Below are 26,314 nucleotides of genomic sequence, written 5' to 3' on the forward strand. Positions count from 1 at the left end.
TCCCCCCTTGAGGGGGAGATGGCCGGCAGGCCAGAGGGGGGCGTGAAGGAACGCAAGCCTGATTCCAGATGCCGAAACTATTGCGCGGCCTTGATCTCGCTGACGATCTTCGAATAGTCGCGCTGGGCATCGCCGACGTCGCGCAACTGCTCGAACTTGACCAGCTCGGCCACCGGCATGGCCATATTGGGGAATTTGGCGAGGAAATCGGCTGGCAGGCTTTCCATAGCCGGCTTGTTCGGCACCTTGTAGTCGATGTTCTGGGCCGCCCAGGCGTGGTTCTTGGCGTCCAGCATGAAGTTGATGAACTGGAAGGCGGCGTCCTTGTTGGCCGATGCCTTCATCACCACCATCGTGTCGACCCACAGGTCCGAGCCTTCCCTGGGTATGGTGTATTTAATCTCAGGATTTTCGGCGATGCCGTAATTGCACCAGCCATCCCATGCCTGCACCATTAGCGCCTCGCCCGAGACCAGCTTCGAATAGAAGGTGGTGTCGTCATAGGCGAGCAAGGTCTTCTTGGCCGAGATCAGCAGGTCCTTGACCTCGGCGAGCTTGGCCGGATCGGTCTCGTTGACCGAATAGCCTTTGGCGAGCTGGCCGGCGGCAAGTAGCCAGCGGTCGGTTGCCAGCATGGTGGTCTTGCCCTTGAGCGCATCGGACGGGGCGAGAAGATCATTCCAGCTGGCCGGCTCAGTCTTGACCAGATCCGAGCGGTAGCAGAGGCCGGTGGTGCCCCAGGTGTAAGGCACGGAAAAATTGTTGCCGTCGTCGTGCGGCAGCTTCGCCGCCTCGGGATAGAGATTGGCGAGGTTGGGGACCTTGGCGTGGTCGATCGTCTCGATCAGGCCGAGCTTGTTCAGGACTTCGGCGAAGGGCGAGGAGACGAAAACCACGTCATAGCCCTTGCCGCCCGACGCGACGAGCTTGCCCATGATCTCCTCATTGGTGGCGTGAACGACGACCTCGCCGGAAACGCCGGTCGCCGCCTTGAAGGCGGCCATGGCATCCGGCGCCATGTAGCCGTCCCAGTTGGAAATGACGAGGTCGGCGGCGGCCGCCGGCGCCGACAGCGCCATGGCGAGGCCAAGCGCGATCGAGGATGTTTTTAACGAACGGTGCCGCAGGGTGGTGGCGGTCATGACAGACTCCCATTCTGGTTGATCGTCGAATTCAATCAATCGTCGGACCAGCGCTTGCGATCATGCCGCCGCTTCGATCCTGTTCCCCGGTCTTTTTTTGTTGCCGATTGACGTTACAGTACTATTGTAGAAAAAAGTACGTCAATCCATAATTTGCCAGATCGCTGCGAAATCGCCGATTGTGTCTACAAGGGCGATCGGTCAAACCGCAGCGGTCAAGCCCGCTCACGAGAATCACCATGCAAGCCGTTGCCAGACGACCACGTACCAACCATCTCGATCTCGCTCAGCGCATTCTCGATGTGGCCCGGCAACGCGGCTTCGAGGCCGGCGCTCATCTCCCGGAACAGCAGATCGCTTCTCTCTGCAACGTCTCGCGGACCCCGGTGCGGGCCGCGTTGCGCCTGCTCACCGAAAAAGGCGTGGTGCGCTGGCAAGCTGAATCCGGCTATCGGCTGGCCGTCGACCTCACCAACCAGGCGACCGTTGCCGCCGACCTGCCGAGCGCCGAAGAAGACGAACTCGCGGAAATGATCCTGCGCGACCGGTCGGCGCGCCGACTGGATCAGACGGTGACCATCGGCGCGCTGATGCGGCGGTATGATGCCGAGCGAAAGACGGTACTAAAAGCGCTAAAGAAACTGACAGATGAAAATCTTCTGGACCGGGCACCGGGCCAGGCCTGGCTGTTCAGGCGGGCGCCTGACGATCCAGAGGCACAAGGGGAAAGCTACGAGTTCCGCCTGCTGCTCGAACCCGCCGCCATTCTGGCGTCTGGCTTTCGGCTGGACGGGACCCGCGCGGCAGCCTTGCGCCAGGGCATGGAAACGCTGCTGGCGCTGCCCGACGCCGCGTTCGATATCAGAGAGTTCCAGCGGCTGGACATCGATTTTCACGGCATGATCGCCGACGGCGCCGCCAATCGGTTCGTCACCGACGCGCTGTCCGATCACCTCAGGCTGCGCCGGCTGCCGGGGACTTATGCCGGCGTCAACGTCTTCCGGCTGAAACAATCGCTGCGCGAGCACCTGACCATACTCGACCAATTGGAAAGCCGGCAGTATGAGGTTGCAGCCGATCTGCTTCGCGTCCACCTGCGGTTGTCCCGCAGTCAGCGGCCGCAGGCGGCCAGTCGCGGGGCCCCCGCATTGTTCGGCATGATCAGCCGGCCGGATTGACGAGGACCACGAGAACAGTGACGCGCAAAGCCAGCCCGACCATCGCGCTGTTTCCCGAGGCGAGCTTCGGCGCCGCGCTCAATTGCGTCGGCATCGCACAGGCCTTGCGCGCCCGTGGCGCCCGGCCGGTGTTCATCTGCCACGCCGGCTTTTCCGGCGTGTTTGCCGACTATGGTTTTCAGGAATACCAGTTGCCGACCGACGATCCGCTGACCGACAGCGAACGCCAGAGCTACTGGCAGGCTTTCGTGCGCCGGCATCTGCCGCATTTCAGGCTGAGCCCGATCGACCAGCTCGAAACCTATGTCGCGCCGACCTGGGAAGCGATCGTCGATACGGCGGTCAATGCCGAGGCGCCGCTGCGCCAATTGCTGGCGCGGCTGAAGCCGGATGCCGTGGTGCTCGACAACGTCATCATGTTTCCGGCGCTGGCTGCCGCCGGGTGCCCGTGGGTGCGCGTCGTCTCCTGCGCCGAGACCGAGCTGCCCGACGCCGATGTACCGCCCTATCTGTCCGGGCTCGCCGCCGACGACCCGAGCCGTGCTGCCTTCGAGGCGCATTATATGGCAGCGGTCGCCCCGGCCCACGACCGCTTCAACCGGCTTCGGACCGATGCCGGTCTTGCGCCCTTGCCGAAGGGTCTTTTTCTAGAAGCTTCGCCGGCCCTCAATTTGCTGCTGACTCCGACGATCGTGCGCAGGCGGCGGGCAGAGCCGCTCGACCCAGCCCGCTTCGTCTATCTTGAAGGCTGCGTCCGTTCAGAAGGGCCGTTCGACGTGCCGGTCTTTCCGCGCAATGACGGGCCGCTGGTCTATCTCAGCTTCGGCAGCCTGGGAGCCATGGATGTCGGCCTGATCGAGCGCATGCTCACCGTGTTCGACCGGCTTCCCGCCCGCTTCATCGTCAATGCCGGCGGTCTGCGCGACACCTATCGCGCGGTTCCGGACAATGTCTATCTCGACGCCTGGTTTCCGCAGCCGTCGGTCGTCGCGAAATCCGATCTCTTCATCCATCACGGCGGCAACAACAGCTTTTGCGAAGCGCTGCGTTTCGGCGTGCCGTCGCTGATCATGCCCTATTGCTGGGACGGGCACGACAACGCGCAACGCGCCGAGGAAACCGGCGTTGGCCGCCACATCAGCCGCGACGGCTGGAGCGACGACGAACTGAAAAACGTCATCCTTGGCCTAATGGCCGACGGCGAAATGCGCTTTCGCCTCAAGGAGAATGCGGCCACCATGGCACGGGCGCCGGGAACGGACGCCGCCGCCGAAGCTATTCTCGCCCTCGTAAGGACGTGACCTGATGCTCAACACAACGACAACGGATGCACCGCAAATGACCCCGACGGACGATCCGAAGGGATGGCTGGAGCAGCAGGGGATCAGGGAAGTCGAGTGCCTGGTGCCGGATGTGAATGGCGTGTTGCGCGGCAAGGCGTTGCCGACGGCCAGGTTCCTGAAGTCGCTCGAGGACCGTGCGCTCTACCTGCCGAGCAGCGCCTTCCTGGTCTGCATAGACGGCCGCTATTCCGGTTCCAACGACGAGGGCTTCGGCTATCAGGACCCCGACATGCGGATGGTGCCGGATGTCGCGACGCTCTGCCTTGCACCCGGTGCCGGAGCAGGGAAAGCCTATGTCTTCGCCGATGCGTTTCACATGGATGACCGGCCGTGGATGGCCTCGCCACGTCATGTCTTGAGGGCCGTGCTTGATCTCTATCGCCAGCGTGGCTGGCGGGCGGTAGTCGCGCCGGAGCTCGAATTCTACCTGACCGCGCCCAATCCAGATCCCGATCGGCCGCTGACCGCACCGGTCGGGCGCAATGGCCGCCCCGAAACCGTACAGCACCCCTACGACATGGCGGCGCTGGAGGAGTTCGAGCCGGTGATCCGGCGCCTCTACGACTATGCCGCGGCGGCCGGGCTGCCGCTCGACACGCTGATCCACGAGTCAGGCACGGCGCAGCTCGAGATCAATTTCCTGCATGGCGACGCGCTGCCGTTGGCCGACAAGGTGCTGCTGTTCAAGCGGATGACGCGCCAGGCCGCGCAGGAAGGTGGCATGCATGCGACCTTCATGGCCAAGCCGATCGCCGCGCAGGCCGGCAGCTCCATGCATCTCCACATGTCTGTCATCGACGAGGCGGGAAATACGCTGTTCGCCGGGCGCGATGATGCCGACACCGAAATGTTCGGGCATTTCATCGGTGGCCTGCAGAAATACATTCCCGAGGTGATGCCACTGTTTGCGCCGAACGTGAATTCGTTCCGCCGCATCCGGCCGAACCACAGCGCACCCGCCAACATCGAGTGGTCGCATGACAATCGCTCCTGCGGCCTGCGCGTGCCGGCCGGCGGGCGGGCTGCGCGGCGGGTGGAAAACCGGCTGCCCGGCGCCGACGCCAATCCCTATCTGGCGATGGCCGGCTCGCTGCTCTGCGGCTATCTCGGCGTCGAGGAAAAGCTGTCGCGTTCGCCCGAGGCATCGGGCAATGCCTATCGCAGCAAGAGCACGCTGCCCAAAACCATGGAGGAGGCGCTCGAACGTTTCGCTGCGTGCAGCCCAGTTCGGGAGTTGCTCGGCGAGGATTTCTTCCAGACCTATCTGCGCGTCAAGAGCGTCGAGCTCGACCTGTTCCAGAGCGTCGTCACGAGCTGGGAACGCGATCACCTGCTGCTCAAGGTTTGATGATGGGCTTCGAATCTGGGGGCTTCAACTCCGGCCTGGATATCGGCAAGTCCTATTATGTCGCGACGGCCAATCCGGCTCCGGATCATCCGGCGTTGCAGGGCGACGTCGACGCCGACTTGGTGGTGGTCGGCGGCGGCTGTACCGGCCTGTCCGCAGCCCTTCATGCGGCCGAGCGCGGGCTGAAGGTCGTGCTCTTGGAAGGCGGCAAGATCGGCTGGGGGGCATCGGGGCGCAATGGCGGCCAGATCATCCCCGGCCTGCGCAAGGGCGCCAAGGGTCTGGTCAAGCTTTATGGGCCCGAACGGGCGCGGGCGCTGTTCGAGCTCGCCTTCGAGGCGCGCGGGCTGGTGCTCGACCTGATCGAGCGCCATGCCATCGGTTGCGACCTCCGGCTCACCGGCCATCTGGCCGGTGCGGTCAACAGCTCCGACCTGCGCGACCTCGAAGAAGAGGTCGAGTGCCTTGCCACCGTGATGAATTTTCATGATGTCGAGATGCTGTCGGCAGCGCAGGCGCGTGGAATGGTGAACACGCCCTATCACGGCGCGATGTACGAGAAGCTCGGCGGTCACATGCATCCGCTGAACTACACGCTGGGTCTTGCCCGCGCGGCGGCAGCGGCGGGCGTCAGTATCCATGAGAATTCGGTGGCGCTGCGGCTGGAGCGGGAACCTGCCATCAGGGTTGCGACGGCCAAGGGTTCGGTCCGGGCCAAGCATGTCGTGCTGGCGGGCGACGCGCTGCTCCAGGGGCTCGAGCAGCGCGTCAACAGCCGCATCATGCCGGTCGGCAACTACATCGTCGCCACCGAGCCGCTGGACGACCCGAGCGACGTCATCCCAAGCAATGTCGCCGTTTCCGACACCCGCTTCGTGGTCAACTACTACCGGCTGTCGGCGGACGGACGCCTGCTGTTCGGCGGCGGCGAGCGCTACACGCCGTCGCCGCCCGCCGACATTGCCGGCTTCGTGCGGCCGCATATGGAAAAGACCTTTCCGCAATTGCGCAGCCGCCGCATCGATCATGCCTGGGGCGGGCTGGTCTCGGTGACAACATCGCGCCTGCCGGATGTCGGCCACTATGGCGAGGTCTATTTTGCGCATGGCTATTCCGGCAAGGGCGTGATCCTGTCGACGCTGTCGGGAAAGCTGCTTGCCGAGGCGATCACCGGCGATGCTTCGCGGCTCGATCTGATTTCGACGCTGAGGCCAATGCCGTTTCCCGGCGGCACCGCGCTGCGCGGCCCGCTCTATGTGCTCGGCATGCTCTGGTACGCCATGCGCGACCGCATCAAGCATTGAGCGCAAGCGATCCACTGCCGCCGTGGTTGCGATGGAGGGCGGCCAGGTTGCAGCTTTTCCGCCGGCAAATTTGACCATGTGGACAAAGGTGGGGCTCCGTTCCATAGTTCTCTGGCTGATACTCCAGAGAACAAAGCCGGCTCGACGCGGCGCCAATCAGAGGGGCATGCAATGGAAAATGGGAAGAGCAAAATGCAATCGAAACGCGAAGGATTTTCGCGACGCAATGTGCTGGAACTCGGCGCGCTTGGCCTGGCGGCAGCCATGCTGCCGGGCAGTGCCTTGGCGCAGGACAAGAAGCTGAAGGTGGCGGCGATCTTCGCCACGCCGACCGAGGAGCCATGGGTCCACCAGATCCATGTCGCCCTGCAGAGGGCCGAGAAGGAACTCGGCATCGAATACAAATGGTCGGAGAAAGTGCAGACGGCCGACTTCAGCCGTGTCATGCGCGAATATGCGCAGGGCGGCTATGAGCTGGTGTTGGGCGATGCTTTCGCGGCCGAGCGCGAATCCCGCCGCACGGCCAAGCAGTTTCCGAAGGTCGCCTTCCTGTTCGGCTCCGGCGCCGGGCCGGCCGAGCCGAATTTCGCAGTCTTCGATAACTGGATTCACGAGCCGGCCTATCTCTCCGGCCTGATCGCCGGAAAGATGTCGAAATCAGGCACGATCGGCGCCGTCGCGGCGATGGGCATTCCGGAAGTGAATCGGCTGGTCAATGCCTTCTTTGCCGGCGCCCGGGAGGTCAATCCTGAAATCAAGAGGAAGGTCGCTTTCATCGGCTCCTTCTTCGACCCGCCAAAGGCGAAGGAAGCGGCGATCGCCCAGATCGACGCCGGTGTCGACGTGATCTATGCCGAACGTTTCGGCGTCATCGAAGCGGCGGTCGAGAGGAAGATCCTCGCCATCTCCAACATGTCCGACCAGTCCAACCTCGGCCCGGACTCAGTGATCACCGGCCCGGTCTGGGACATGTATCCGACGGTCGAGCACGCGATCAAGCTGGTCAAGGCCGGCGTCTTCACCGCGCAGGACTACGGCGATTTCTCGCGCATGGCCAAGGGCGGCTCCTTTCTGGCGCCGTATCACAAATTCGAGAAGACGCTGCCCGCCGACGTCAAGGAGCTGGTCGAAACGAAAAAGGCAGAAATCCTCGACGGCAATTTCCGCGTCAACGTCGACGAGGAAACGCCGGTTTCGGATTGAGCGGCGCAGCCCTCCCCTTTGAGGGGAGGGTGGCCCGAAGGGCCGGGTGGGGTCCGCTGTGACGCGCTCCATCTTTATCGGTCTAAAGGTCGAGGCAGCTGAGGTGACCCCTCCCGCCTCGCTTCGCTCGGCACCCTCCCCTCAAGGGGGAGGGGTGTCAGCGCCATCTCTCACCAGGAGCACCCTTGTCAACGCCCGCCCCTCTCATCGAAATGCGCGGCATCTCCAAGAGCTTCGGCGCCGTCAAGGCGAACGAAGCCGTCGATCTGAGCGTCGTGCCGGGCGAAATTCTCGGGCTGCTGGGTGAAAACGGCGCCGGCAAGACGACGCTGATGAACGTGCTGTTCGGCGCCTATGCGCCGGACGCCGGTGAGATCCTGGTTCAGGGCCGGCCGGTGACGATCAACAGCTCGGCCGATGCGCTCGTCGCCGGCATCGGCATGGTGCACCAGCATTTTCATCTGGCGCCGCGGCTTTCGGTGCTGGAAAACCTGCTGATCGGCATTCCCGGCAAATCGGGCCGGATCGATCGCGCCGGTGGGCGGGCGCGGCTCAACGAGATCGGCCGGCAGCATGGGCTTACGCTCGATCCGGACCTTCCCGTCTCGGCGCTGTCGATCGGCGAGCAGCAGCGGCTCGAAATCGTCAAGGCGCTGTTTCGCGGTGCAAGGCTGCTGATCCTCGACGAGCCGACGGCGGTGCTGGCGCCGACAGAGGTCGACGGGCTATTTTCGGCGTTGCGGTCGATGGCGGCCCAGGGTCTCGGCATCATCTTCATCTCGCATAAGCTCAACGAGGTGCGCGCGCTGACCCATCGCTGCGTGGTGCTGCGGCATGGCCGCGTGACTGGGCGCGTCGATGCCCCTGCCAGCACGACGTCGTCGGAAATGGCGCGGCTGATGTGCGGCCACGAGATCGTTCCGCCGGCCAGGGGACCGTCCACGCCGGGTGAGGCTGTGCTGACCCTTGACGGTATCTCGACCTCGCGCCATTCCGGCATGGCGCTGCGCGACGCCTCACTCTCTGTGCGTGCCGGCGAGATCCTCGGCATTGCCGGTGTCTCGGGCAATGGCCAGCGGGCGCTGGCCGAGGTGATCTCCGGCATTCGCGCGCCCGATGCCGGCCGGATGACGATAGCCGGCAAAATTGTCTCGCGGTTCTCGCCGCGCGAGGTGCAGGCGCTCGGCCTCGGGCGCATTCCGGAAGACCGGATGACGACCGGGCTGGTCACCAACCTGCCGCTCGCCGATTCGATGGTTCTGCCGCGCATCGGCACGGGGGCGTTCAGCCGCAACGGCCTGCTCAGGCCCGACGCGATCCGCGCCTTCGCCGAGGAACAGATCAAGGCCTACGACATACGCTGCCCGGGACCGATGACGCGGGCCGGGGCGCTTTCCGGCGGCAATCTGCAGAAGGCGCTGCTGGCGCGCGAGCTCGCCTTCGACCCAAAGGTGCTGGTCGTGTCGCAGCCGACGCGCGGTCTCGACATTGGTGCGGCGCGCTTCATCCACGAGAAGTTCCTCGACATGCGTGCCAAGGGCTGCGGCATCATCGTCATCGGCGAGGATCTCGAAGAGCTGCTCATGCTCTGCGACCGCATTGCGGTGATGTATGAGGGACGTATCGTCGGTACGCTCGACAGCGCCGATGCCACCATCGCGCGGCTCGGCCTGATGATGACCGGGGCGGAGGGCCATAGTTGATGTTCCGTCTCGAAGCCCGCACCAGCACGCCCGGCTGGTTCAATCTCGCCCTGCCGCTGCTGGCGATCGGCGCGACATTGGTGCTGTGCAGCGGCCTCATCGCGCTGGCCGGCGCCGGGGTGATCGAGGCCTATGGCGTGATGTTCTCGGCGTCGCTGGGCGACAGCTACGCCATCACCGAAACGCTGGTGCGCGCGACCCCGATGATCTTTACCGGGCTTGCCGTCGCCGTCGCCTTCCGCGCCAAATTCTGGAACATCGGCGCCGAGGGGCAGTTGCTTGCCGGTGCGGTAGCGAGCTGCGCCGTCGGCGCCATCCCGATGCCGGGGCCGCTCGCCATGCTTCTGATGGCGGTGGCGGGCGCTGCCGCCGGTGCGGCAGTCGCTTTGGTGCCGGCGACGCTGCGCGTAAACTTCAGGGTTGATGACGTGGTCAGCTCGCTGCTGCTCAACTCGGTCATCTTCTATGCCCTGATGGCGCTGATCGAAGGCCCGTGGAAAGACAGTTTCAGCGGCTACCCGATCTCGCCGCCGATCGAGGATTCCGCGAATTTCCCGGTGCTGCTTGAAGGCACGCGGCTGCATCTCGGCGTCGTGGCGGCTTTCCTTGCTGCGCCGGTGATCTGGTTCCTGATTGCGCGCACGACGCTCGGCTTCAGGATCAGGGTCATCGGCGAGAATCCCGAGGCCGCGCGCTATGGCGGTATCCATGTCGAGCGGGTGCTGATCTCGACGGCGCTGCTGTCCGGCGCGCTGGCTGGCCTTGCCGGGGTCGGCGAGGTCGGCGGCGTGCATTTCCAGGTGATGAGCGACATCTCGCCGGGCTATGGCTATTCCGGCATCGTCGTCGCCATGCTGGCGAGGCTCAATCCGCTCGGCGTGGTGCCGGCGGCGCTCTTCCTCGCCGCCGTCATGACCGGCGCCGAGGCGATGTCGCGGGCGACCGGCGTTCCCGCCTTCCTCAGTGATGTCATCCAGGGAACCGCGCTGCTCGCCATGCTGGTGGCGCTGCTGTTCACCGTCTACCGCGTCCGCCGCGTGGGGACAGCCAGATGAGCGTGGTGCTCGAACAGATTTTTCAGGTCGGCTTCCTCGCCGCGATCATCCGCATTGCCACGCCTTTGGCTTTCGCAACGCTGGGCGAGATGTTCTCCGAGCGGGCCGGCGTGCTCAATCTCGGCATCGAAGGCATCATGCTGTTGTCGGCGATGACCGGCTTCACCGCGACCAGCCTCAGCGGCAGCCTGTGGCTCGGCGTGCTTGCGGCGATGCTGACCGGTGCGCTGATGGGTGCCGTGCATGCGCTGTTTACGGTGGCGCTCGGCCTCAGTCAGCATGTCTGCGGCATCGGCGTCACGCTGTTCTCGTCGGGCCTGGCCTATTTCCTCTACCGGCTGATCTTCGGCCAGCAATCGGTGCCGCCCAGCATCAAGAGTTTCGAAACGCTGCCGATCCCTGTTCTCTCCGACATCCCGGTGCTCGGACCGGCGGTATTCAACCAGTTTTCGCTGGTCTACATGGCGATGGCAGCCGTTCCCCTGGCCGCCTTCGTGCTCTATCGGACGCCGTGGGGCCTGTCGGTGCGCATGGTCGGCGAAAATCCACGCGCCGCCGACTCGGCCGGCGTCAGCGTCATCGCCACGCGCTTCCAAGCGGTGATCCTCGGCGGTGCCTTGATGGGGCTGGCCGGGGCTTTCCTGTCGATGGTGCAGTTCAACGCATTCACCTTCGGCCTCGTTTCAGGGCGTGGCTGGGTGGCGATCGCGCTGGTTGTCTTCGGCCGCTGGGATCCCTGGCGTTCGGCAGGGGCCGCCCTGCTGTTCGCCTTCGTCGATGCCTTGCAACTGCGCATGCAGGCGAGCGGGCTCGGCCACATTCCCTATGAGGCGTTCCTTATGCTGCCCTTCATCTTCACCATCGTTGCGATGGCTATCATGTCGCGCAATGCGGTGGCGCCATCAGCCTTGCTCAAGCCGTTTCGCAGGGAAGAGCGGTAACCACTGGCTAGGCGCAAGGCAAGCTACCCTGCGGCTGCGGCGATCGCGAAATCATGCTCGACGCCCCAGAGCGGGCCACTGAATGGAGTCCTTTGGCGCGTACCCGGGTCGTCGATGCGCTTGAACTTGGCGAGCAGGCTCTCTAGGAGCGTAAGCGCGGATGGCTCTCATGCCAATTTCAGCCGAATTTCAGCCTTCGGTCAGGACGGTTGGCCGGGGGCGAGGCACCATGGGTGCATTCCGGGCGTCTAAAGGATTACGCCATGACATCCGCCGAGATTGTCTTTGCTGCTTTCACGGTTTTCAACGCACTGCAGATTGTATCTTACATCCCGCAGATCGTCTGCGTCGTACGCGATCGCCACGGTGCCTCGGCCATCGCCTACTCGACCTGGATCATCTGGCTCGCCGGCAGTGCTGCGACCACGGCATATCTGCTCGTCAACATATGGGACATTTGGCTTGCCGCCGTGAACGCCGTGCACACGCTTTGCTGTCTCGCCATCCTCCTCCTCACCGCGTGGAAACGGGCGCGTCATCGGGATCGCGAATGGACATCGTCGGCGCCCGGCCCCTCTTTGGCACCGCTGTAGGAAGCAAGACGCAGAACCACAGACCGACTTGAAATGGGAAGAAAACCATCATGCCAGACGCGCACATCAATCACTGGGATGAAAATCATTCCCGCAGTTTCCTGAATTACGGCCGCTATTTCGTTCCCGAGCGCGAACGCCAGATCGAGATCGTCGCCGACCTGATCCCGCTGTCGCGCAGCGGCGACCTGCTGGTCGAGCTGTGCTCGGGTGAGGGCTTGCTCAGTCGCGCGCTGCTCACCCGCTTTCCGGCGTGCCGCGTGCTGGCGCTCGACGGCTCGGGAGACATGCGCGTGCAAACGCTGGAAACCTGCCGCGACTACGCCGATCGTCTGACCACGGCAACGTTCGAACTGGAGCATCGCGACTGGCGCGATTTTTCCGAACCGCCGCATGCCATCGTCTCCTCACTCGCCATCCATCATCTCGACGGCGGCCAGAAGCGAACGCTGTTCGCCGACCTGGCGTCGGCGCTGCGCCCCGGCGGTGTTCTCGTCGTGGCCGACATCGTGCGCCCGCCAAGCGAAAGCGGTCTCGGGATCGCGGCGCGGCAGTGGGACGAGGCTGTGCGCTCGCGAGCCTTGGCGATCGACGGCGACTTGGCGGCCTTCGCCGAGTTCAACCGTCTCGGCTGGAACTATTTCCGCAATCCCGACGGCGAGCCGATCGACAAGCCGTCTTCGCTGGCCGAACAGCTGGCGTGGTTCTCCGAGGTCGGCCTCGTCGGCGTCGATTGCGCCTGGCTGTTCGCGGGCCATGCCATCTTCAGTGGGCGCAAGCCTTGATGTCCTGGCGCAGGCATGGTGTTTTCGAATGTGCGAGGGTGGTTCTCGATACTGACAGATAGCCGTCGCGTTCGGGTCGAAGTGGTTTGACGTCTTCTTGAAGGGCGACATGACAACGTTCGAATTTTCCGGCTACATACTCGATCTGCGACGCGGCAGACTGCAGAAGGCCGGCGTCGATATCGACCTTCGCCCGAAATCGCTTTCGCTGCTGGTCTATCTTCTGGAGAATGCCGGCCGTGTCATCGGCAAGGACGAATTGGTCAACGCGGTCTGGCCCAATATCGCCGTCTCCGACGATTCCCTCACGCAATGCATGAAGGACATCCGCAAGGCGCTCGGGCCGGATGCGGATGGCCTAATCCGCACCATGATGCGGCGGGGCTATGTGATCGATGAAGACCATGTCCGGCGTATCGAGGATCGCGGCAAGGCTCCGGCCGAAGTCGAGGACCATACGCTTGCGGACACGCCATCAATTGCGGTCCTGCCTTTCGAGAATCTGAGCGGCGACCCGACGCAGGACTATTTCGCTGACGGCATGGTGGACGAAATCACCACGGCCCTGTCGCGCATGCGCTGGCTGTTCGTCATCGCCCGTAATTCGAGCTTCGCCTACAAAGGCCATCCCGACGACGTGAAGCGGGCAAGCCGCGAACTCGGCGTGCGCTACGTTCTGACCGGCAGCGTGCGCAAGGCCGGCGATCACATCCGTCTCACGGGGCAGCTCATCGACTCGCCTTCGGGAAAGACGATCTGGGCCAATCGCTACGACGGCACGATGGCCGACATTTTCGACCTGCAGGACCGCATCACAGAAAGCGTCGTCGGCGCCATCCAACCATCCATTCTCTCTGCCGAGATCGAGCGCTCGCGGCGCAAGCGACCTGAAAGCCTCGCCGCCTACGACTATGTGCTGCGCGCCTTTCCGCTGGTCTGGTCGCTGGACAGGACCCAGAACGAGACCGCCGGCGCACTGCTCGACCGAGCGATCGCAATCGAGCCGACCTATCCGCTGGCGCTCTCACTTCTGGCCTGGTGTCATGAGCAGCGCGCTGTCTACAACTGGACCGAGACCCCGGTCGCCTCCCGAAACGAAGGCCTGCGCCTGGCGCAGAAGGCGGCGGCGCTCTCCAGTGACGACCCGATGGTGCTTGCCGTGCTCGGCGCGGCGCACTCCTTCGCGCGCGACTACGATGTCGCCGACGCCCATCTGCAGCGGGCTCGCGCTCTCGACCCGAATTCGGCTTGGGTGTGGATGCGCAGTGCCTGGCTCGATGTCTATCGCGAACGGCCTTCGGCGGCGATCGAGCAGTTCGAGCGTTTCGAGCGGCTGAGCCCGCTCGACTCGATGGGCTACATGGCGCAGATCGGTATCGGTGCCGCCCATTTCGTCGCTTCGCGCTACGACGAGGCTGTGACTCTGACGCAGCGTGGTTTGAGCCAACAGCCCGACGCGACATGGGCGCTGCGCCAGCTGGTGACGGCGCTGGTTCATGCCGACCGCCGGGATGATGCGCGGCGCGAGTGCCGTAAGTTGCTTGAAAGCTACCCGGGGCTGACCATCGCCAAGGTCTGCGATGCGCTGCCTTTCGGGTCGAGCACTATGGAACGGATCGTCTCTGGCCTTCGCGAGGCAGGCCTGCCGAACTGAGCCGGCACAGCCTTCACGATCCTCAGTACCGTTATCGCATGCCACGCCAATCAGAGTTCGCGGCGAAAGCGGCGGTCTTCCACCACTCGTGCCAGAACCTCCGTCGGGTCGCGGTCGATTGGCCAGGTAAAAGCGTTCTCGATATCGCAGCCTGTGAGGCCGATATCGCGGCGCTCGCATTCGCTCATGGCTGCCAGACATGCGAGCTCGCTGCGTGCTTTCCAGAAGCGTGGCAGCCACAGCAGCATCCATTTCGCCGCCGTATACAGCCGGAAAAGCGGGGAGAAGGAAGCGTGCGATCCGTAGCCGGTTTCGGCGCTGATGAAATGATCGATCGTCGTCATGGCGTTTGTCTCCGTCTGAAACTGTCGTCGGTGACAGCAAGGACGAGGATAGCCAGGCACGTGTCGGACGTCGTGAAACCGCTGCGAAAGTTGTGGGAAATTGCGGCGAAACTTGCCCGCAAGATCACTCGTCGGAAGGCCTCACACCGCGGTAAAGCCGTTGTCGACGAACAGATGCGCCCCGTTGACGAAGCTGGCCTCGTCGCTGGCGAGGTAAAGTGCTGCCTTGGCCACCTCTTCCGGCTCGCCGATCCGCCCCTGCTGTGCCGCCAGTGCCGCGTCGGAGACGTCGACACCGAGCTTGTCGAGATCGGCGACCTCGCGCAGGCCATGCGGTGTCCTGATGAAGCCGGGGCAGACCGCATTGCAGCGGATGTTGCGGTCGCGGAACTCGACGGCGATGGCGCGCGCGAACATGTGGCAGGCGCCCTTGGTGGTGTCGTAAAGCACCTCCATCGGCGTCGCCGCCACTGCCGAGATCGACGAGGTGCAGACGATGGAACCACCGCCAGCGGCGATCATGCCGGGCAGCACGGCGCGCGTCATCAGGAACATCGAGCGCACGTTGACGGCATGCAGCCAGTCCCACTCCTGCAGCGTGGTCTCCAGGAAGGGTTTGATGACAATGGTGCCGGCATGATTGAACAGCGTGGTGACCGGGCCGAATTTTTCCGTCACGCCCTTCACCGCAGCCTCGACCTGCGCCTCGTCCGATACGTCGGCCACCCAGTGCTCGGCGACATGGCCGCGCGCTCGGATCGCGGCTGCGGTGGCGGCGGCCGCCTCGCCGTTGCGGTCGATGATCGCCACCTTGGCGCCCTCCGCCGCAAAAAGCTCCGAGGCCGCACCGCCCATTCCCGTTGCGCCGCCTGAGACGATGGCGATCTTGCCAGCCAGCCTTGTGCCCATGGGTTGCTCCCTGCGCTACTTGTTGTGAGGTCGCGGCCTCCGCTCGAGCAGCAATGCTATTCCTTATGGATCGGCTGGCCAAGCCGTGCCTTGCCGACGCTGGCCGCAAGCACATCTCGCGTTCCCGGCCGATGGCGGTCGCTGAGTCACCGGGACGAGACCGAGGAGGAGCAGCACCTCCAATTCAGGCGTTGAGCGCCGCCAGCACCCGCTCCGGCAGGAACGGATAATGCCGCAGCCGCACGCCGCCGGTGAGCCGCGCCACCGCGTTGGCGATCGCCGGACCGATCGGCGGCAGGCCGACCTGGCCGACGCCCCCGATCGGGTTCTCGGGCGTTGGAATCACGGCGACCTGGATATCAGGCGCCTCGGACATGCGTATCACCCGATAGGTGTCGAAGTTCGATTCCTGTACCTCACCATTGACGATGTTGATCTGCTCGAACAGCGCGTGGCTGGCACCGTTTGTGATCCCGGTAATCATCAGCGCTTCGATGTTGCGCGGCTGTACCGCTATCCCCGGATCGACAGCGCACCACACGGTGTGCACCCGGATCTCGCCGGTTTGCCGGTCAAGCGAGACCTCGGCGATCTCAGCGCAATGGGAGCCAAAGGCATCGGAATAGGCGATGCCCAGCGCCCGCCCGTCGCGTTGGCGATCCCATTCCGCCATTTCGGCGACGGTCTCGATGACCTTGCGCGCCCGCGGCTGGTCCTTCAGGAGCCCCAGCCGAAGCGCCACAGGATCGACGCCCTTGGCGGTGGCGATTTCGTCGATGACACATTCGATGCCGAACCTGGTATAGCCGACCCCGACACCGAACCAGAAGCCTATGTCCAGGCCGTTATCCTGGCGGATATATTCGATCTGATGCGCAGGGACGGCATAGTTGAAATGCGCACCCTCGGTCACCACACTGTCGTGGCCGCCTTCGCTCTCGAACAGCTGCGGCATCGTGCGGGCAAAAATCGAATCCGCCACGATGCGGTGCCGCCACCCGACGATGTTGCCGTCGGCATCGAGCCCGACCTGCACATGCTGCGCCTCGAGCGGTCGGTACTTGCCATGCTGGACGTCGTCTTCTCGGCTCCAGATGACCTTGACCGGGCGGCCTTGCACCGTCTTGGCGAGCGACACGGCATCGATGATGAAGTCGGCCTCGGCTTTGCGGCCAAAGCCGCCACCGAGCAGGGTGGTGTTCACCTTGACCTTGTCAGGGGTGGTGCCGGCCACCTCCGCGGCAAAGCCCTGGGTGCCCGTTGGGCCTTGCGTCGGCGCCCAGACTTCAACCGTATCGCCCGTCACGAGCGCCGTGGCGTTCATCGGCTCCATGGTCGCATGGTGTACATGGTCGCTCATGTAATCGACCTCGATGACCGTTGCGGCCGTCGAGATCACGGCCTGTGCGTCGCCTTGCGTGGCAGCGCTGACGCCGGTTTGGGCGAGGTCGCGGCCAATGCGCCGATACTCTTCCAACAGCCGATCGCTGGTGTAGCTGCGGATCCGCGACGACGTGGTCCACACAATTTTGAGCAGATCCTTGGCCCGCCTCGTCGCCTCGACCGTTTCGCCGATGATGCCGACGCCGTAGGGAAGCGGCACAATGTGGGTGATGCCGGCCACGGCGCTGGCTTCGGCATCGTCGATGGTTTCCGGCTGCTCGCCCTGTACCGGCGCCCGCAGCACCGCTCCGTACAGCATGTCCGGAAGCTGCACGTCGATGCCGAAGACCGCGGTGCCGTCGACCTTCGAGGGTATATCGACACGCTGTACCGTCAGATTCCCGATATAGCGCCACTGATCGCTCGGCCTCAGATCGGCATCGGTCGCCTGCGGCAGCGGATCCGGAAGCGTGCCGACCGCGGCGACCTCGCCGTAGTCGAGTGAGCGGCCCGACCGCGCGTGCACGACCCGGTTGGGCTCGGTGGTGAGTTCGCTCACCGGAACGTTGAGCATGGCGGCAGCACTCGCCAGGATGATCTTGCGGGTCTGGGCGCCGACCAGACGCAGCATATTGTAATAGCCCCGCGTGGATTCGCTGCCGCCGGTGAGCTGTACGCCGTAAAAGCCGGGGTTGCCGTACTTTTCCGCGTCGGACGGAGCCTGGACGACGCGGACCTTGTCCCAATCGGCGTCCATGTCCTCGGCGATGAGCAGCGGCAGCGTCGTCATGATGCCCTGACCCATCTCGGAGGCGGGTGACATGATCGTCACGGTGCCGTCGGCCGCGATGGTCAGCCAGGCGTTCGGCCGGTAACCGCCCTCGACCGCCGGCGCCACGCTGGCGCCCGAGGCGTCCTGGAGCAAACCGCCGAACGCAACCGCGATGCCGGTGGCGCCGACGGTGATGAGGAAGCTGCGCCGCGAGAGCGCTCTGGTGTGAAGCTGCAATGTCTCGGTCATGGCTCAGGCCTCCCGTGCGGCGCGCTGAATGGCGCTGATGATTCGCACATAGGTCCCGCAGCGGCAGATGTTGCCGTCCATGTATTCGACGATCTGATCGCGGGTCGGGATGGGGTTGCTCTTGAGGAGCGCCGCCGCCTGCATGATCTGCCCGGACTGGCAATAGCCGCATTGCGGCACCTGCTCGGCGATCCAGGCCTGCTGCAGCGGATGGCCGGCGTCCGGCGACAGGCCTTCGATCGTTGTCACCTCCATTCCGGCCACGTCCTGAAGCAGGGTTATGCAGGAGCGCGTCGGCTCGCCGTCGACGTGAACGGTGCAGGCGCCACACTGCGCGATGCCGCAGCCGAATTTGGTGCCGGTGAGTTTCAGATGCTCCCGTATCACCCATAGAAGCGGCGTATCTGGCGCGGCGGCGAGATCCACCGCCCGTCCATTGATCGTGAACGCTGTCATGAATCTTGTTCCTTTATCTCGCGCAATCATCTGGTATCGTCCAGTGATGATGGCGACTTAATCGCTTTATCGATAGAACTTTTCTCCGTTATCCACGCGAGAGCATCTAAATGTTTCAAGAATTCTGATTATTACTTCGCCGGTTGCCACATTGGTGAAGCCGTTGTTGATAAATAATCAATTGAGGAAATGCGGTCTATGCTGTAAAGTCCGCATTATCTTCGCAATCGTCCGGAACACCCATGGATCCGCTCTCAGATGTGCTGTCGCTGCTGAAGCCACGCAGTCATGTGTCCGCTGGCTTCGATGCCGGTGGAAACTGGTCGATCCAGTTCTCCGACCAGCACGAACGCATCAAATGCTACGCTGTGGTTTCCGGCGGGTGCTGGCTCTCCGTAGAAGGCGTTGCCGACGCGGTGCGCCTGGAGAAGGGGGACTGCTTCGTGCTGCCGAGTGGGCGGCCTTTCCGCCTCGCAAGCGACATGACTTTGACGCCTGTCGAAGCCGGCACGATTTTTCCCCCCGCGCGCGCTGGCGGCGTCGTGATGTATAATGGCGGCGGTGATTTCTTTCTTGTCGGCAGCCGCTTTGCCGTCAGCGGCAATCATGCCGGCATCCTGTTGGGCATGCTGCCGCCCATCGTCCATATCCGGAAAGAAACGGATCAGGCGGCGCTGCGCTGGTCGGTGGAGCGGATGATGCAGGAACTGCACGAGCCGCAGCCTGGCGGTTTTCTGGTCGCGCAACACCTCGCCCACATGATGTTGGTTCAGGCCCTGCGCCTGCATCTGGCGGAAGGGCTGGGACGTGGCGTTGGATGGTTCTTCGCCCTGGCAGATAGACAGATGGCTGCTGCGATCAACGCCATGCATGACGATCCGGCGCATCGCTGGACATTACAGGAGCTGGCGGAGCGTGCCGGCATGTCGCGATCGACCTTTGCCCTGAAATTCAAGGAGATGGTTGGGACGTCACCGATGGAGTACCTGACGAACTGGCGAATGCTGCTGGCCGGGGACAGGCTGGCGAATTCCAGCGATCCAATTTCCATTATCGCCCTGTCGCTCGGCTACGAATCCGAAAGCGCCTTCAGCACGGCCTTCAAGAGGGTGATGGACTGTACACCACGGCAATATGGCCGTGGCCGGAATCCCGCTTCCCCTTCAAATAGCGAGGGGGAAGCCGTCCGCCCCAGTCGGTTCGAATCCATCGCAGGTTGATATGCGCGAGTGGCGGCGCTGCGAAGTCGATCCAGCCCGAGCCGAAGGGAATTCTCAGCTGAGCACCCGCATCACATTCGGCAGCGCCGGCAGCGTCAACAAAACCGTGCCGGCAAGCCAGATGGACGAGACGACGATGCTCCTGGGCTGCGCCGACCAGCGCTCATAAAGCGCGGCCGGCACGCCGGCGAGCATGATGGTCACCGTCGACAGGATCAGCGCACTTGCCATGTAAACGATCTGGCTCAAGGGAGGCGCCCAGCCCGGATACCAGATCGGATAGAGCAGGAACACCATCAGCACCCACGGCGAAAAGATACCGTTGACGATGGCGATCGCCATGACCGGCACAAGAGCGTTTCTGTCCATCGCCTCAACCCCCCTGTGAAGCCATCGGCGCAATACCGAAATTGATCAGCAAGACGAGATAGCCGATGCGCAGGGCCATGAGCCAGAGCACGCTGAAGACGATCACCACCGGCTGGGTCAGGATCGACGGCGTGATGGTCCGCACGATCCGCAGGAACGGGTCCGTGACGGTCTTGAAGAATCGCCAGATGTAGTTGTCCCAGCTTTCGGGCACGAAGAGGCCGAGCAGGAGACGCCCCATCAGCGTGTACATCACTGCGGCAAGGATGAAATTCGGTATGTGGAAATACCAGTAGGCCCAGAAATCGTTCATGTGGGATTTTCCAAGGAGCGGCGCGCCGCGTTATGCCAGCGACGCCCCGCAAATGAAAGCGGGGTCCGTCGCCGGACCCCGCCTCATGCGCCGATCACTTTGCGCGATCAGGCAATCTTTTCTTCCATCATCTGCTTGCCGCGCGGCACACGGATTTCCTCGATGAAATCCTGCATAGCCTGGGACGGCGCCCTGGTGAGAAGGCTGACGATGATCATCACGGCGAAGCCCACCGGTAGTCCGAAGGCCGCCGACGAGATGTTCTTCACGCCCCACCACAGTTCCATATTGGGCGTCGCCTTGTCGAAGTCGGCGCCATACTGCGTCATGACAAGGTAGAAGATGGTGATGCCGAAGCCCGCGATCATGCCGGCGACAGCGCCCGCCGAGTTGGCCCGCTTCCACCAAACGCCAAGCACCAGCGCCGGGAAGAGCCCGCCGGCGGCAAGAGAGAAGGCCCATGACACCATCGACAGGATGTCCGACGGCTTGGTCGATGCGACGTAGGCGGCCAGCACCGCGACCATAACCAGCAAGATGCGGGACACGATCAGGCGCCGCGACGTCGGCGCATTCTGGTCGATCATCTTGTAGTAGATGTCGTGGCTGAGCGCGTTGGCGATGGCCAGCAGCAGACCGTCCGCCGTCGATAGTGCGGCGGCAAGACCGCCGGCGGCGACGAGGCCCGAGATGACGTAAGGCATGCCGGCCATTTCCGGCGTCGCCAGCACGATCATGTCGGCGTTGAGGTTGATGTCGGCAAACGAAAGTGCCGTCACGCCCTTTTCGGCGCAGGCCGCGACGATCGCCGCGGTATCTGTCGCCGCCTTGCCGCAGATCTGCACGAGCGTATTGTCGGCTGCGGCCCAGCGCATCATCCATCCGGCTTTCTCGGCGATGTTTTCGGGCGTCAGGCCCGACGCCACCAGGTCGAGCATCGTCCACTTGGCGAATGCCGCATAGGCGGGCGCGGTGAAGTAGAGGATGAAGATGAACAGCAGCGACCAGGCGACCGAGACGCGCGCTTCACGCACCGACGGGGTGGTGAAGTATCGCATCAGGACGTGCGGCAATGACGCCGTTCCGACCATCAGGCAGAGGATGAGCAGGAAGTAGTTCTTGGCATCATAGCCGCCATGCGCGAATGGGGTGATGTGATGCAACGTGATGCCCTGCGCCGTCTCAAGCGCGGTGATGTTCGCCAGCGCCTGGCCTTGCATCAATTGTGGGATCGGCACGCCGGTTTTCACCGTCGACATCCAGATGACAGGGATGAGATAGGCGATGATCAGCACGATGTACTGGGCGACCTGCGTCCAGGTGACGGCGCGCATGCCGCCGAGCATCGAGCAGACGAGAATGCCGGCGAGGCCGACATAGACTGCTACGTTGAAGTCGATACCAAGGAAGCGAGCCGAGATCAGGCCAGTGCCGAAAATCTGCGCGACCACATAGGTAAACGAGCAGGAGAACAGAACGATCACGCCGATGAAGCGGGCAAGATTGCCGCCGTAGCGCGCCGACAGGAAGTCGGGAACGGTGTAGGCGCCGAACTTGCGCAGATAAGGCGCAACGAGGATGGCCACGAGCACGTAGCCGCCGGTCCAGCCGAGCACGAATCCGAGACCATCATAGCCGAGCAGATAGAGCGAGCCGGCCATGCCGATGAAGGAGGCCGCTGACATCCAGTCGGCGCCGGTCGCCATGCCGTTGTAGAGCGCCGGTACGCGACGCCCGGCGACGTAATATTCGCCGACGTGCATGGTACGGCTCAGGACGCCGATCACCGCGTAGATGACGATGGTAAAGCCCATGAACAGGTAGCCGATTACAACATTTTCGACGCCCATGGCGCTCAAGATAGCCATCAAGATGATGAAGGCTATGAAGCCGCCGGTGTAGATGCCGTAGATGCGGCCGAGATTGGAGGTGAAGTCGCCTCCGCCTGCGGTGGTAGATGTCGTGTTAGCCATTGACGTTCCCCCGATCAATCTTCATGGACGCCATGCTCTTCGTCGATCGCGTTCTGGCGCCGTGCGAACCAGAACAGCATGACGACGAAGGCGATGAGCGAACCCTGAGCGGCCATGTAGAAGCCGAGCGGAAAGCCAAAAATGACGATGGTGTTGAGTTGCTCCACGAACATGTGGATGACGTAACCGAAGAATACCCACAGGCCCAGCATGGTGAACATGAGGCCCTTGGTCTTGTTCCAGTAACTTACGCGGTCTGGCGTCGCCATAGCTTGAACCCTCCCTTGGTTGGCAGCTTGCGAACCGTCTCGACCGCAAGGCGCCATTTAAAGCTTGCCTCTTCCGCTAACGCGGAAGCCCTCCGGCATATGTCGCGGCCAGGTATAGAATCATCCGACCGCAACTTTGTATGAGTATCACTTCTTGTCGCTGCTGTTCATACGACTTTAGAATCGGTGACAGGACTGGAGAATCAGTGAGAGGACTTGAATCGGCAAGAGGGCTGGCGGTGCGGCGTCGCGGGGGCTACACGGTCAACATCGGTTGGAAACAAAACCGAAGGGAGAGCGCCATGGGCCTGCTGAACGACCTGTTGCCCGAGTTCCTGCGCAAGCCGCAGCCGATCGTCAGCGTCGACGACCTGGGTGACTTCATGGATTCGCGCGCCGCCTTCCTGGCACAGAAGAGCATCGTCGAGTTCTGCCGGGTCAGGGCAGGGGTCTACTGGCAGAAGCTGTTCAGCGAGAAGGAATTCCAGGCGGCGCTGAACCATTCACGCTGGCGCGCCTACCCTGCGTGCTACGCCATCGTGGCGGAAATGGTGGAGGGTGCGCTGCGCGAACCCGCCGGCTTGCGCCAGCGAGGCCTGCCAGCGGCGCTGGAAAAAGTGGCCCTGGCAAGCTTCTCCAAATATGCCGTTCCGGAGGGCTCGCCCCCCACTTTCTGGGAGGACGCCGCCGAGCTCACCCGTCAGCGCCTCGCCGCCACGCAGATCGGTCCGCCGCGGCCGGTGCGCGAAATCCCCGAGCCGCTGGCGCGAACGGTTTTCGAGATGGTCCCGATCCACCCCAATCTCCTGACCAACGACTACGACTACATCTTCAATTTTTTGAGAATGAATCTGTTGCGCGCGCATGAGGATTTCCTTGCGCAGGCTGACCGCAGCGCCCTCGTCGACGAACTGCTTGGTGCCGCGCGCAACTGAGTTTGTTTCGGCGCGTCGGCCTTGCACCGTCCGAGCGTCGCCGGCTATGCGAACATCAGGTCCCGCACCAGGTCGGGTGCCGACTGGAGGCGCTTGATGAGGCTCTTGAGCTCTGCCTGCTGCCCGCGCGTCAGGGCATTGATCTCGATGCGGTTGGATACCGGTATACCGGCGTAGATGTCGTGCGTCTGCTGAGCGAGCAGCAGGCCGACCAGCATGGCGTGGCCGGCCAGCATCGCCTTCATGTCGGGCTCGCCGCCAATATCCAGCGCGATCAGTTTCTCAAGCCGGGCCCGTGTGCTCCGCTCGCGGATGCCGTGGCGAATTGCAAGCGTGCGTGCGGTCGCGACGATCGGAAAAAGGCCATGCATCTTGATGTCCAGCCGGCCATTTTCAAGCTGAAAGCCGCCAAAAACGGTGAAGGGATTGCCGGTTGTCATCTGCTCGCCGAGAACCTTCGCGAACACCGGCTCGGCATGGCCACGGTCGTAGGCATATTCGATAAACTGCGCGGCCAGCGTCGTGTCGCCGTGAACCGGCCTCAGATCGTAGACGATATCGACGTTGAGCAGATCCTCCGGCCGGTGGCGGCGAACCCAATCTTCGACGCGCCCCTTCCAGGTATCGAGGCTTCCGCGGAATGCGGCGTTCGCGGCCATCACCCCGCCTTTGCAATATGGTACGCCGGAGATGTCGAGCATGTCGGCGAGCTTGGCGCCGAGAATTTTGAACCAGCTGTCCTCGGGCCTATCCGGCTCGCCGTCTGCGAAGACGATTGCATTGTCCTGGTCCGGGGCCATCAGGCTTTCGCCACGGCCGCCCGAGCCGAGTACGAGCACGGCATAGGCGCAGGGCGGCGGGCCGTGACCTTCGATCTGCATCTGTTGTTCCGCAAGCACGGCGGCGCGGCGGGTAAGCGAGCAAAGTTCGTCACTGATGATTTCCGCCACCACACGCGGGTCGATTTCCTCGCCGATGAGCGAACGCACTACGCCCGGCAGCATCGACCAGGTGGCCGCCAGTTCGGCGGCGTCCTTGGCATGTTCGATCGTGTCGTCGAGATCGATGGCCGCGGCGGCGCGAAGCCTCAGCAGGTCACGCGCCGAAAGCACGCCGACCAGCATGCCCCCGTCATCGCGAACGGCGAGGTGGCGGACTTTCAGTCGATCCATGCGGCCGATCGCCCGATAGGCGAAGGCGGCGGCGCGGATGCTTATCAGCGGTCGCGTTGCGATGCTTCCGACCGGCATGTCAAAAGCCCGCTCGGCGTCGGACGATATGCGGCGCATCAGGTCACGCTCGGTAACGATGCCATACTCCTCGATCGGTTGATCCGGCGTTCCACGGTCGGACACCAGGACCGAGCTGATCTTGCGCTTCACCATGAGGTCGATGACCTGCCTGGTCGGTTTGGTCGACTTGACCACGACTGGCGGGCCGCTCATGAGGCTGCCGACGCGATGGCGATAGGCATAGGGATCAACCGGCTGAAACGCGGGAGCCTGGGGTCGCGACACCGGCTCGGCCCAGCCGGCGCGATGGCCGGCTTCGAGAGCGTCCGAAAGAGCAAGGCAGGCGACCTCGGCCTCTCCGAGTGTTCGGATGTTGCGCTTGCGCAATTCCGGAATCAACGCGGCAAAGATGTCTCCCGCCGCGATCGCATCGCCCAGGGCCGAATGGCGGCCAGCTATCTCCAGGCGAAGCCAGGCGGCGATCGTTTCCAGCGAATGATCTGCCAGATTGGGATTTGCTATGGTTGCAAGAAGCCGGACGCACAGCGCCCGAGGCTTTTTCCAGGGCAAGCGGGCGCGTCGGCATTCGCGCTCCAAGACCGCCAGGTCGAAGCCGATCGAGTGTCCGACGAGGATGCGGTCGCCGACGAACTCCTGGAATTGCCCCCATGCATCAGGGAAGCTCCCGGCTCCGTCAACATCGGTATCGGTGATGCCGTGGACAAGCGAGGCCTCGGACGAGATTGCTTCGCCAGGATCGATGAGGAGATCGAGCTGAGGTTTCCGGACGACCTTGCCATGCGCGATGCCGATCGCACCAATCTGGACCACGCGTGCCCTTGTGGCGTCTGGCCCGGTTGTTTCGGTGTCGACGGCGGCAGCCGCAATCGCTATCAGCGGTGTCGCGCCGGTCGCCGGCTTCAATTTCGTCCCTTTTGACATAGCTGATAGGCTTCCTCTGCCGGATGTCCCGGCTTGCCGAAACAGCGCTCTGTCGATGCCGGAAAGGTTCGATCCTGCTTGCCCTGCAGCATAGAGCGCGCCGCCGGGCCGCGTCGATGGCCGAATTCAGGCGATGGCACACCCGTCCAGGCGGCACATTCGCCTTAAAGTGATTTGATACGGTCGAAGCGCTCGCACATTGTCGGCGAGTTTGTTGCCGAGGCGGCCGATGGATGAGATCAGACGGGTTGCTGTGGGATGCATCGGGCGCGCCGTAATGTTCGGATCGCTTGCCATCGGCTGTGTCATGGTCGGCTTCTCCTTCAACCCGGTGTCAGCATTCCGTTCCGGCGCGTTCCTCACGCTGACTATGGTTTTGGCACTGATGTGGAAAGCCACGACCGTAGGCAGCAAGAATCCCAAACACACCGAAGTCTGGCTCTACCTCGATGAGAAATCGCGCCCAGCCGATGGCCCGGCGCGACGGGTGTTTGGCACCATCATCTGCGATGTTTACAAACTCTACGCCCGGATCGCGCTCGGCGTAGCGGTTGGATTCTTCCTGGTGTCGCTGGTGCTGATGCTGTTCGGTCTGGAAGCTTACAGGCCGCCCAGCAAATAGCACGCCGCCCCGGCCCGTGTCCCTGCGCCTGCATGGGCCCGGCGTTTTTGCCATCGGGCCGATCGGGCTCGGGAGCG

Annotated in this window: 24 protein-coding genes; 14 read left to right on the forward strand and 10 right to left on the reverse strand. The window is 63.5% G+C overall.

What is annotated here, in order from left to right:
- Positions 1 to 77: 77 nt before the first annotated feature.
- Positions 78 to 1,142, reverse strand: coding sequence for a polyamine ABC transporter substrate-binding protein (locus tag AC0NIE_RS05825; protein WP_473485878.1), 1,065 nt, complete (start codon positions 1,140 to 1,142; stop codon positions 78 to 80).
- 239 nt (positions 1,143 to 1,381) lie between these two features.
- Here AC0NIE_RS05825 and AC0NIE_RS05830 point away from each other — a divergent pair, with 239 nt between their 5' ends.
- The 11 genes from AC0NIE_RS05830 to AC0NIE_RS05880 all read left to right on the forward strand — a co-directional run bounded on the left by AC0NIE_RS05830 (position 1,382) and on the right by AC0NIE_RS05880 (position 14,249).
- Complete coding sequence (locus AC0NIE_RS05830; protein ID WP_473485877.1) at positions 1,382 to 2,320, forward strand: GntR family transcriptional regulator; 939 nt, start codon at positions 1,382 to 1,384, stop codon at positions 2,318 to 2,320.
- A gap of 17 nt (positions 2,321 to 2,337) precedes the next feature.
- A complete protein-coding gene (locus AC0NIE_RS05835) occupies positions 2,338 to 3,621 on the forward strand; it encodes a glycosyltransferase (RefSeq protein WP_473485876.1) in 1,284 nt (427 codons plus the stop codon).
- Between the two features lie 37 nt (positions 3,622 to 3,658).
- The gene (locus AC0NIE_RS05840) at positions 3,659 to 5,011 is read left to right on the forward strand and encodes a glutamine synthetase family protein (RefSeq protein ID WP_473485875.1); all 1,353 of its coding nucleotides are present in this window, start codon (positions 3,659 to 3,661) and stop codon (positions 5,009 to 5,011) included.
- On the forward strand, positions 5,011 to 6,315 hold the full coding sequence (locus AC0NIE_RS05845; protein WP_473485874.1) for an NAD(P)/FAD-dependent oxidoreductase: 1,305 nt from the start codon (positions 5,011 to 5,013) through the stop codon (positions 6,313 to 6,315). The genes AC0NIE_RS05840 and AC0NIE_RS05845 overlap by 1 nt, the downstream gene beginning before the upstream one ends.
- Positions 6,316 to 6,486: 171 nt before the next feature.
- Positions 6,487 to 7,518: a BMP family protein gene (locus AC0NIE_RS05850; RefSeq protein ID WP_473485873.1), complete on the forward strand. Its 1,032-nt coding sequence runs from the start codon at positions 6,487 to 6,489 to the stop codon at positions 7,516 to 7,518.
- 212 nt (positions 7,519 to 7,730) lie between these two features.
- The gene (locus AC0NIE_RS05855) at positions 7,731 to 9,221 is read left to right on the forward strand and encodes an ABC transporter ATP-binding protein (protein WP_473486005.1); all 1,491 of its coding nucleotides are present in this window, start codon (positions 7,731 to 7,733) and stop codon (positions 9,219 to 9,221) included.
- Positions 9,221 to 10,276 (forward strand): ABC transporter permease, encoded by a 1,056-nt coding sequence (locus AC0NIE_RS05860; protein ID WP_473485872.1) that lies wholly within the window; start codon positions 9,221 to 9,223, stop codon positions 10,274 to 10,276. The genes AC0NIE_RS05855 and AC0NIE_RS05860 overlap by 1 nt, the downstream gene beginning before the upstream one ends.
- Positions 10,273 to 11,217 (forward strand): ABC transporter permease, encoded by a 945-nt coding sequence (locus tag AC0NIE_RS05865; RefSeq protein ID WP_473485871.1) that lies wholly within the window; start codon positions 10,273 to 10,275, stop codon positions 11,215 to 11,217. The genes AC0NIE_RS05860 and AC0NIE_RS05865 overlap by 4 nt, the downstream gene beginning before the upstream one ends.
- A gap of 263 nt (positions 11,218 to 11,480) precedes the next feature.
- The gene (locus AC0NIE_RS05870) at positions 11,481 to 11,810 is read left to right on the forward strand and encodes a hypothetical protein (protein WP_473485870.1); all 330 of its coding nucleotides are present in this window, start codon (positions 11,481 to 11,483) and stop codon (positions 11,808 to 11,810) included.
- Between the two features lie 50 nt (positions 11,811 to 11,860).
- Positions 11,861 to 12,595, forward strand: a complete 735-nt coding sequence (locus tag AC0NIE_RS05875) for a class I SAM-dependent methyltransferase (RefSeq protein WP_473485869.1) — start codon at positions 11,861 to 11,863, stop codon at positions 12,593 to 12,595.
- Between the two features lie 109 nt (positions 12,596 to 12,704).
- Positions 12,705 to 14,249 carry a winged helix-turn-helix domain-containing tetratricopeptide repeat protein gene (locus AC0NIE_RS05880; RefSeq protein ID WP_473485868.1) on the forward strand — a complete coding sequence of 515 codons (1,545 nt, stop codon included), beginning with the start codon at positions 12,705 to 12,707 and terminating at the stop codon, positions 14,247 to 14,249.
- A 50-nt stretch (positions 14,250 to 14,299) separates the two neighbouring features.
- Here the strand turns inward: AC0NIE_RS05880 and AC0NIE_RS05885 are convergent, their stop codons facing one another.
- The 4 genes from AC0NIE_RS05885 to AC0NIE_RS05900 all read right to left on the reverse strand — a co-directional run bounded on the left by AC0NIE_RS05885 (position 14,300) and on the right by AC0NIE_RS05900 (position 18,362).
- On the reverse strand, positions 14,300 to 14,593 hold the full coding sequence (locus tag AC0NIE_RS05885) for a hypothetical protein (protein WP_473485867.1): 294 nt from the start codon (positions 14,591 to 14,593) through the stop codon (positions 14,300 to 14,302).
- Positions 14,594 to 14,734: 141 nt separating this feature from the next.
- On the reverse strand, positions 14,735 to 15,502 hold the full coding sequence (locus AC0NIE_RS05890) for an SDR family NAD(P)-dependent oxidoreductase (protein ID WP_473485866.1): 768 nt from the start codon (positions 15,500 to 15,502) through the stop codon (positions 14,735 to 14,737).
- A 184-nt stretch (positions 15,503 to 15,686) separates the two neighbouring features.
- Positions 15,687 to 17,906: a xanthine dehydrogenase family protein molybdopterin-binding subunit gene (locus AC0NIE_RS05895; RefSeq protein WP_473485865.1), complete on the reverse strand. Its 2,220-nt coding sequence runs from the start codon at positions 17,904 to 17,906 to the stop codon at positions 15,687 to 15,689.
- A gap of 3 nt (positions 17,907 to 17,909) precedes the next feature.
- The gene (locus AC0NIE_RS05900; protein WP_473485864.1) at positions 17,910 to 18,362 is read right to left on the reverse strand and encodes a (2Fe-2S)-binding protein; all 453 of its coding nucleotides are present in this window, start codon (positions 18,360 to 18,362) and stop codon (positions 17,910 to 17,912) included.
- A gap of 242 nt (positions 18,363 to 18,604) precedes the next feature.
- On the opposite strand from AC0NIE_RS05900, the gene AC0NIE_RS05905 reads away from it, so the two are divergent.
- On the forward strand, positions 18,605 to 19,582 hold the full coding sequence (locus tag AC0NIE_RS05905) for an AraC family transcriptional regulator (RefSeq protein ID WP_473485863.1): 978 nt from the start codon (positions 18,605 to 18,607) through the stop codon (positions 19,580 to 19,582).
- Positions 19,583 to 19,636: 54 nt separating this feature from the next.
- On the opposite strand, the gene AC0NIE_RS05910 is transcribed toward AC0NIE_RS05905, so the two are convergent.
- The 4 genes from AC0NIE_RS05910 to AC0NIE_RS05925 form a co-directional block, all read right to left on the reverse strand.
- On the reverse strand, positions 19,637 to 19,951 hold the full coding sequence (locus AC0NIE_RS05910; protein ID WP_473485862.1) for a hypothetical protein: 315 nt from the start codon (positions 19,949 to 19,951) through the stop codon (positions 19,637 to 19,639).
- A gap of 4 nt (positions 19,952 to 19,955) precedes the next feature.
- Positions 19,956 to 20,264, reverse strand: coding sequence for a YggT family protein (locus tag AC0NIE_RS05915; protein WP_473485861.1), 309 nt, complete (start codon positions 20,262 to 20,264; stop codon positions 19,956 to 19,958).
- A gap of 107 nt (positions 20,265 to 20,371) precedes the next feature.
- Complete coding sequence (locus AC0NIE_RS05920; RefSeq protein WP_473485860.1) at positions 20,372 to 22,237, reverse strand: sodium:solute symporter family protein; 1,866 nt, start codon at positions 22,235 to 22,237, stop codon at positions 20,372 to 20,374.
- Between the two features lie 14 nt (positions 22,238 to 22,251).
- Positions 22,252 to 22,506 carry a DUF4212 domain-containing protein gene (locus AC0NIE_RS05925; protein WP_192362171.1) on the reverse strand — a complete coding sequence of 85 codons (255 nt, stop codon included), beginning with the start codon at positions 22,504 to 22,506 and terminating at the stop codon, positions 22,252 to 22,254.
- A gap of 302 nt (positions 22,507 to 22,808) precedes the next feature.
- Between AC0NIE_RS05925 and AC0NIE_RS05930 the strand changes: the two genes are divergently transcribed.
- Complete coding sequence (locus tag AC0NIE_RS05930; RefSeq protein WP_473485859.1) at positions 22,809 to 23,441, forward strand: hypothetical protein; 633 nt, start codon at positions 22,809 to 22,811, stop codon at positions 23,439 to 23,441.
- A gap of 44 nt (positions 23,442 to 23,485) precedes the next feature.
- Here AC0NIE_RS05930 and AC0NIE_RS05935 read toward each other — a convergent pair whose 3' ends face one another.
- On the reverse strand, positions 23,486 to 25,615 hold the full coding sequence (locus tag AC0NIE_RS05935; protein WP_473485858.1) for a DUF294 nucleotidyltransferase-like domain-containing protein: 2,130 nt from the start codon (positions 25,613 to 25,615) through the stop codon (positions 23,486 to 23,488).
- 277 nt (positions 25,616 to 25,892) lie between these two features.
- Between AC0NIE_RS05935 and AC0NIE_RS05940 the strand changes: the two genes are divergently transcribed.
- Entirely contained in the window at positions 25,893 to 26,237 is a 345-nt protein-coding gene (locus tag AC0NIE_RS05940; RefSeq protein WP_473613645.1) for a hypothetical protein, read from the forward strand.
- The last annotated feature ends 77 nt before the right edge of the window (positions 26,238 to 26,314 follow it).

It is taken from the genome of Mesorhizobium sp. WSM4842 (assembly GCF_055901575.1).